5 protein-coding genes are annotated in these 7611 nt (G+C 70.5%); 3 read left to right on the top strand and 2 right to left on the bottom strand.

All coding sequences use genetic code 11. The features are described 5' to 3' along the window. Positions 1-456: 456 nt before the first annotated feature. Positions 457-2667: a phospholipid carrier-dependent glycosyltransferase gene (locus BKH20_RS07100; protein ID WP_075390476.1), complete on the bottom strand. Its 2211-nt coding sequence runs from the start codon at positions 2665-2667 to the stop codon at positions 457-459. Between the two features lie 53 nt (positions 2668-2720). Here BKH20_RS07100 and rsmI point away from each other — a divergent pair, with 53 nt between their 5' ends. Together rsmI and BKH20_RS07090 are read left to right on the top strand one after the other, a co-directional pair. Then, entirely contained in the window at positions 2721-3641 is a 921-nt protein-coding gene (gene rsmI, locus BKH20_RS07095; protein WP_075371304.1) for a 16S rRNA (cytidine(1402)-2'-O)-methyltransferase, read from the top strand. 44 nt (positions 3642-3685) lie between these two features. Further along, a complete protein-coding gene (locus tag BKH20_RS07090) occupies positions 3686-4288 on the top strand; it encodes an isochorismatase family protein (protein ID WP_070660930.1) in 603 nt (200 codons plus the stop codon). 135 nt (positions 4289-4423) lie between these two features. Here BKH20_RS07090 and BKH20_RS07085 read toward each other — a convergent pair whose 3' ends face one another. After that, positions 4424-5500, bottom strand: a complete 1077-nt coding sequence (locus BKH20_RS07085; RefSeq protein ID WP_075390475.1) for a hypothetical protein — start codon at positions 5498-5500, stop codon at positions 4424-4426. A 258-nt stretch (positions 5501-5758) separates the two neighbouring features. Here BKH20_RS07085 and metG point away from each other — a divergent pair, with 258 nt between their 5' ends. Beyond that, a complete protein-coding gene (gene metG, locus BKH20_RS07080) occupies positions 5759-7606 on the top strand; it encodes a methionine--tRNA ligase (RefSeq protein ID WP_075390474.1) in 1848 nt (615 codons plus the stop codon). The last annotated feature ends 5 nt before the right edge of the window (positions 7607-7611 follow it).

The raw sequence follows: 7611 nt of genomic DNA, 5'->3' as shown, positions 1-7611 counted from the left end.
AGAAACGGTACGGCCGCCCGTCCGGAGCTCATGCCTGGTCCACACAGTCAGCACAAGGGGCCAGCGAAAGGGGCTCGCGCTCGGCGTCGCCTCGCACCTGCGGCGTGTGGCCGTCGGCGAGAGCACGGCGGGCCTCACGAAAGGCTGCCCAAGGCGAGATCGCCGGCCTCACGAAAGAGACTGTGAGCGGCACCGTCGTCGTCGCACTGCGCTTGCCCGCGGGGTCCGGGAGCGACTTGGCCCGAACTGACACCGTCCGTCCCGCAGTCCGCCCCAGGAGCCGACGGGCCGTGCTCATCATCGGGGGCGCAGTGGCGCTGAACTCGCCCACCGATCCCGGCACTTCCTGGAACTGACGAATCAACCCCCGAACACCTGGCGCTCGCCGTCGTCGACGAGCTGGAGCGCCCCGGCGGCGAGCAGCACATCACCGTCGTCGCCGGGAACCCGGGCGACTCAAATCCAGGACGACAGGAACATGTGCGAGACCCAGAAAGAGCGTGAGACCGTCTGTCCTGTCCAGATCGGCCACCAGAAGACTGCTGCCGCACAGGCAAGGAGCGTGACCGCGATGATGAGGCCGATGCCCTCGGTGCGGATCTGCCACGTGGGTGCCATCGTCCACCTCGCCAAGGAGGCCCACGGGCGGCGCCGGTCAGCCAGCCGTGGTACCCCGCCGTCGGACCACGCCGGCTTGGTGGCGTCCCCGGATGTCGACGGGGTCGGGTAGCCGGTCAGCTCGTCGTAGCTGCGCGCCAGGGCCGCATCGGTCCGCGGGTCGCTGAAGGGGGCGCCGGGCTCGAGGTCGTCGCCGTCGACCAGGGTTGGGTTGATGCGGTAGATCCCGGGGTCGGTCTCCTCCACTGGCGGCGTCCACACGGGTGTGCGCGCGAACTGCGGGCCGAAACCCAGGAACCTGGCGCCCATGCCGCGCCACGGTCGGATACCCGGGCCGATCTGCCGCCTGAGGAGAGCCTCCATCTGGGTGTCGGCGCTCGCCGAGCCCGGCAGCGGTGGCAGCAGTCCGGACGCCATGCCCAGCGCCAGCACGAGGACGAGCACGACGCAGGGCACGAAGGCCACTGTGTAGAAGGTGAAGATGGTGCGATCCCGGTACTGGAACCAGGGCACATACAGGCCCAGGTAGCCGATGAGAGGCACCCAGGCCCGCCAGTCGCGGTTCTTCACCCCGATGATGATCACGGCCACCAGCGCCACCACGGCGGACCACCAGATGACGATGTTCCCGATCGAGGTGATGGCCTGAATGCAGTCCCCGCCCCCGCAGGTCTGCGGCACCTGAGCCTTGTCCTCCCAGAAGAAGGAGGTCGGGCGGGTCTGCAGCAGCCAGCCCGAGGGCTTCGACTGGTACGTGTGCGGGGCGTCCAGGCCCACGTGGAACTCGTACATCTGCTGGTGGTAGGCGATGAAGTCGTTGATCTTCTCGAACACCGAGTTGTCGACGTAACCGGACAGCCAGGGGGCGGGAACCGGCAGCCCCTGTTTGATCTGCTCGGCCGTCCAGCCGTGCTTGAAGGCACCCGGGTGGGTGAACCAGGACCACCAGCAGCCGACGTAGACCACGATGACTATCGGAATCGCTTGCAGGAAGTCGCTCACGCCCTGGGCGACCGTCCCCTCCAGGAACCAGGCCCGTGCGCGCACTCGCCGTAGCGCCAGAGTGTCCCAGGTGACGACGGCGATGCCGGATACCGCGACGAGGTAGAGCCCTGACCACTTGATGGAGCAGGTCAGCCCCAGCGCGATGCCCGCGGCCAGCAGCCAGGGGCGGATGGTGGCGTGCGGGGCGCGCGCCCCGGGCGTGGTCCCCGCCATCCTGCGGGCCAGTCTCGTCCGCGACCACTCCCGGTCGCGGACCAGGCAGTACAGGGACAAGGTGGCGAAGAAACCGATGAACACGTCCAGCAGCCCGATGCGGGACTCGGTCAGGGCCACGCCGTCGATCGCCAGGAGCAGCCCGGCCAGGCCCGCCAGCAGCGGTGAGCGCGTCAGGCGCATCGTCAGGCGCGCCAGCAGCATCACCGTGAGGATTCCGGCGACGGCAGGCATGAACCGCCACCCGAAGGGGGACGACGCCGGCCCGAAGATCTCCATGCCGGCGCCGATGAGCCACTTGCCCAGCTGAGGGTGGACGACGTAGGCGGCCTCGGTGGACAGCCCGGAGAAGTCCCCGTTGGCGAAGGCCGCATCGGAGTTGGCCGCCCAGCTCCCCTCATAGCCCAGGTGCCACAGGGAGTAAGCGTCCTTGACGTAGTAGATCTCATCGAACATGAGCGTCTTGGGGTGGTTCAACCCGATGAGGCGCAGCAGGGCTGCGATGACGCCGACGACGCCGGTGACGATCCACCCGCGGGCCCTCACGTCGAGGGGCATCACGGCACCCACCGGGCCCAGCCCGAGCATGGTGCGCAGCTCGGCCTCGGTGCGCTCGGCGGCGGGCTCGGTGTCGCGTTCGGCGATGACCGGCTCGGCGACGGCGACCTCGACCGGCGCGGGGCCCGTGGCCTCATCCCGCGCCGGGGCGGCTTCCTGTGCTCGTTCCTGCTCCGCGTCCGGGCCGCAGGAGCTGTCACGGGTCTGTTCGGAGGACTGCTCTGGGGCCTGTTCGGGGGACTGTTCGGGAGACAGCGCGCTCGGAGTCGTCACACCCCGAGTGTAGGCGGAGGCTTCATCGAGGGCGCACCGACATACTGTGTCCTATGACTGAGAGCAGCCCGCCCCCACCTGCCGCCGCCGACGTCGATCCCGCCGATGCCCCCGCCGCCCACAGCCCGGACCTGCGCGGCGGGACGATCACCCTGGCCGCCACCCCGATCGGCAACGTCTCCGACGCCTCCCTGCGGCTGCGTCGCGCCCTGGAGCAGGCCGACCTCATCGCCGCCGAGGACACCCGCCGGCTGCGGTCCCTGGCCCAGCGCCTCGACGTTGAGCCCCGCGGGCGCGTCATTGCCTTCCACGAGCACAATGAGCGCGAGCGCGCCGCCGAGCTGCTCGAGGCCGCCCGCGCCGGCCTGCGCGTCCTGGTGGTCTCCGACGCCGGGATGCCCTCGGTCTCCGACCCCGGGTACCGGCTCGTCCAGGCGGCGGTGCGCGAGCAGGTGCCCGTCACCGTTGCACCGGGCCCCTCGGCGGTGCTGACCGCTCTGGCCCTGTCCGGGCTGACCTCCGACCGGTTCTGCTTCGAGGGGTTCCTGCCGCGCAAGCCGGGGGAGCGGCGCCGCGCCCTGGAGTCCTTGGCCGGCCAGGAGCGCACCATGATCTTCCTGGAGTCCCCCCGCCGCGTCCACGACTCCCTGACCGCCATGGCTGAGGTCCTCGGTGACAACCGCCCCGCGGCACTGTGCCGGGAGCTGACCAAGACTCATGAGCAGGTGCTGCGGGGCTCCCTGGCGGAGCTGACCCGGGCCACGGCCGACGGCGTCCTGGGGGAGGTGGTCCTCGTCGTCGCCGGAGCCGAGCCCCTCGTCGCCAGTCCTGAGGCCGCCGCGCACAAGGCCCTGGCCCTGGCCGAGGCCGGTATGCGCCTCAAGGCGGCCGCGGCCCAGGCGGCCGGCGAGGGCGGTCTGCGCCCCAACGAGGTCTACCGTGCGGCCCTGGAGCTGCGTGACACCAAAGGCTGAGCCGACCGGGCTCCTGGCGGGGCCGAACCCGCTATGGTCGGGTCATGAACACCGAGCACCGCACCGGTTCCCAGGCCCCCGCTCGCCGGGCCCTCATCATCGTCGACGTCCAGCCCACCTTCTGCGAGGGAGGCGCCCTGGCGGTGGCCGGCGGCAACGCCGTCGCCGAGCGCATCGCCGCCTACCTGTCCTCCCACCGGGAGGACTACGACCTGGTGGTCACCACCCAGGACTGGCACATCGACCCCGGAGAGCACTTCTCCAGCGAACCCGACTTCATCGACACCTGGCCCGTTCACGGCGTGGCCGACTCCGCCGAGGCCCAGCTCCACCCCGCCCTGAACGGACTCGAGGCCGACGCCGCCGTGAAGAAGGGCCAGTACGCCGCCGCCTACTCCGGCTTCGAGGGCGTGGACGAGGACGGGCGCACCCTGGCGGACATCCTGAGCGCCGCCCGTATCGAGGCCGTCGACGTCGTCGGCCTGGCTGAGTCCCACTGCGTCAAGGACACCGCCCTGGACGCGGTCCGACAGGGCTACCGGGTGCGGGTCCTGACCGATCTGACCGAACCGGTCAGCCCCGAGCTGGGACGCGTCGCCCGCGCCGACATGAGCGCCGCCGGCATCGAGCTGGCCCCCTCCCACTGAAGGACTGCCCGCACCGGTCACCGGGGCCGGTCGCCAGGCTGCTCACCAGGGTTGCGGCCCCCAGTCGCCCCCGAACACCATGGGTGCCCTCGCCGATTGCCTCGGCGAGGGCACCCATGCGTTGCCTGAGACGGGTTACTGGGCCGGCCAGCCACCGGGCTGCTGGTACGGGCCGGGCTGCGCCTGCGGGTTGTACTGGCCCTGCTGGCCCTGCTGGCCCTGCTGCACGGGCTGAGTGAAGACCGAGGGCTGCGCGGACTGAGCCTGCTGCTGCGCCGGTTGCTGACCCGTCCAACCGAACTGGGCGGTCGGGGCCACCTGCGAGTACTGGGGCTGGGCTCCAGCCCCCGCGGCCGAAGCTGCATAGGGGGCCTGCTGGGGGGCCGGCTCGGGCTGCTGGTACTGGGGCTGCTGGGCGTACTGCGCCGCCTGCGGCTGCTGGTCGGACTGCCAGGCCCCCTGGGTGTAGACGGTCGGGGTCCCGGGCGCCGCGCCGGACATCGGGCTGAACGCCTCACCCGCCGCAGCTGGAGCGGTCCCGGCAGCGGCCAGCTTGGAGCGCCAGGCCATGCCGCCGGCGCCCATCACCAGACCCACGACCGCCATGATGATCGTGCCGACGACCCCGAACAGCGACATCAAGGTGGCCTTCCCCGACGAGGGGGCGATGATCTCACCCATGGAGACTCCCGCAGTGTTGTTGCAGTCAACGGTGTAGGCGCCCGACTTCTGGGAGGAGAAGGTCGAGAAGAGCTTGCCGCCCTTGACCTTCGTGGACGACGAGCTGGACTTCGTGTCGACGTCGTCGCCATCGGGAGAGGCCACTGAGCACTCCGGCGCGTCGTCGCCGTCGCTGTAGAACAGCCCGTAGGTGCTGCCCTTGTCCAGCTTCACCGTGGCGGCCTGGTCATCCGGCAGGTCGGTGATGGTGGCGTTGAACTGGCTGCGGGTGACCGCCGAGCCGATTCCGCCGATGATGGCGATCAGGAGAATGGCCAGGCCGGCCACCGCCAAGGCTGTCGGGGCGGCCAGGCTCCTGGACGCCGCCGGCTGGCTCGCGGCACCTGAGTAACCGCCCTGAGGCGTCTGGAACGGTGCGGCCGGCGGGTACTGCGAAGGCTGAGGCTGACCGCCGGCAAGAGCCGGGTCATAGCCGTTGGCCGACCAGCCTGCTGAGCTCGCTGGGTACTGGGAGCCGGGGTACTGGGACATAGCTGGCCTTTCTGGTCCATCGTGTCCGTGTGAGAGGCGCGTGGGAACACGTCATGACGGCGTGTACGGCAGCAACGCGAGGCTGGAAGCTCGCAGCGCACCCGAGGCCTCACAGGAGGCGTCGATATGTCGGAACAATTACCGGGCGGGAGCCGCACGACTCGGACAGACTACCGGCAGGTGGCGGTGCCTCGCAGGCCGTGGACCAAATCTGTGGCCGTGAACTGAATCGGCCGGGAACCCGATAGGCTGACCTCCATGACCCACATCCTGTCCGCAGTCGCCTGGCCGTACGCCAACGGCCCGCGTCACATCGGCCACGTCGCCGGCTTCGGTGTTCCCTCTGACGTCTTCTCGCGCTACATGCGCATGGCCGGTCATGACGTCCTCATGGTCTCGGGCACCGATGAGCACGGCACCCCGATCCTCGTCGCCGCCGACGAGGAGGGCCTCAGCGCCCGTGAGCTCGCCGACCGCAACAACCGGCTCATCGTCGAGGACCTCGTGGCCCTGGGCCTGTCCTACGACCTGTTCACCCGCACCACTGCCGGCAACCACTACCACGTGGTCCAGGACATGTTCACCACCGTGCGGGACAACGGCTACATGGTCCAGCAGGTGACCCGCTCTGCGATCTCCCCCTCCACCGGGCGCACCCTGCCCGACCGCTACATCGAGGGCACCTGCCCGATCTGCGGCGCCGAGGGGGCCCGCGGGGACCAGTGCGACACCTGCGGCAACCAGCTCGACCCCACCGACCTCATCAGCCCGCGCTCGCGGATCAACGGCGAGACCCCCGAGTTCGTGGAGACCACCCACTGGTTCCTGGACCTGCCCGCCCTGGCCCAGGCCCTGGGCGCCTGGCTCGACGAGCGCGAGGCCTCCGGCACCTGGCGGCCCAACGTCATCAAGTTCTCCCAGAACCTCCTGGGGGACATCCGCCCGCGCGCCATGACCCGGGACATCGACTGGGGCATCCCGGTGCCCGGCTGGGAGGACCAGCCCACCAAGCGCCTCTACGTCTGGTTCGACGCCGTCATCGGCTACCTGTCCGCCTCCGTGGAGTGGGCGCGCCGCAGCGGCGACCCCGAGGCGTGGCGCGCCTGGTGGAACGACCCCCAGGCCCTGTCCTACTACTTCATGGGCAAGGACAACATCGTCTTCCACTCCCAGATCTGGCCCGCCGAGCTCCTGGGCTACAACGGCCAGGGGGAGCGCGGCGGCGAGCCCGGGCGCCTGGGCTCGCTCAATCTGCCCACCGAGGTCGTCTCCAGCGAGTTCCTCACCATGGAGGGTAAGAAGTTCTCCTCCTCCCACGGCATCGTCATCTATGTGCGCGACTTCCTCCAGCGCTACCAGGCCGACGCCCTGCGCTACTTCATCTGCGCGGCCGGCCCGGAGACCGCGGACGCGGACTTCACCTGGGCGGAGTTCGTGCGGCGCACCAACGGCGAGCTCGTGGCCGGCTGGGGCAACCTGGTCAACCGCACTGCCTCCATGATCCACAAGCGCTTCGGGCAGATCCCCGAGTCCGCCGAGCTGGAGGGCATCGACCGCGCCCTGCTCGACGCCGTCGAGGCCGGCTTCACCTCCGTGGGCGACCTCATCGCCCAGCACCGCCAGAAGGCGGCCCTGGGGGAGGCGATGCGCCTGGTCGGTGAGGCCAACAAGTACGTCGCCGACACCCAGCCCTTCAAGCTCAAGGGCGAGGACCCCGCCACCCAGGCCCGCCTGGCCACGGTCCTGCACACGCTGGCCCAGGCGGTCACCGACCTCAACCTCATGCTCTCGCCCTTCCTGCCGCACGCCGCCAACGACGTCGACCGGGTCCTGGGCGGGAGCGGCAGGATCGCCCCGATGCCCCGCATCGAGGAGGTCGACGAGCTCGACCCCGACCACCTGCCCGAGGCCTTCGACGGTCGCACCGGCTACCCGATTATCACCGGCGACTACCAGGACGCCCCCACCTGGGGACGCCACCCCGTCACCGTCGGCACGCCCGTGGCCAAGCCGGCCCCGGTGTTCACCAAGCTGGACGAGTCGATCGTCGAGGCCGAGCTGGCCCGCTACGCCGGCTCCGTGCCCGACGACGTCACCGGTTCCTGAGGGCG

Source organism: Actinomyces oris, assembly GCF_001937445.1.
Taxonomy (GTDB): Bacteria; Actinomycetota; Actinomycetes; order Actinomycetales; family Actinomycetaceae; genus Actinomyces; species Actinomyces acetigenes.
The sequence above is the reverse complement of the archived record's forward strand: the minus strand, read 5'-3'. Positions and strand labels throughout refer to the sequence as shown.

What these genes read in the sequence shown, in the direction of transcription:
- BKH20_RS07090 (WP_070660930.1), top strand. Translation starts at nt 3,686, where the DNA reads ATGAACACCGAGCACCGCACCGGTTCCCAGGCCCCCGCTCGCCGGGCC.
- metG (WP_075390474.1), top strand. Translation starts at nt 5,759, where the DNA reads ATGACCCACATCCTGTCCGCAGTCGCCTGGCCGTACGCCAACGGCCCG.
- rsmI (WP_075371304.1), top strand. Translation starts at nt 2,721, where the DNA reads ATGACTGAGAGCAGCCCGCCCCCACCTGCCGCCGCCGACGTCGATCCC.
- BKH20_RS07085 (WP_075390475.1), bottom strand. Translation starts at nt 5,500, where the DNA reads ATGTCCCAGTACCCCGGCTCCCAGTACCCAGCGAGCTCAGCAGGCTGG.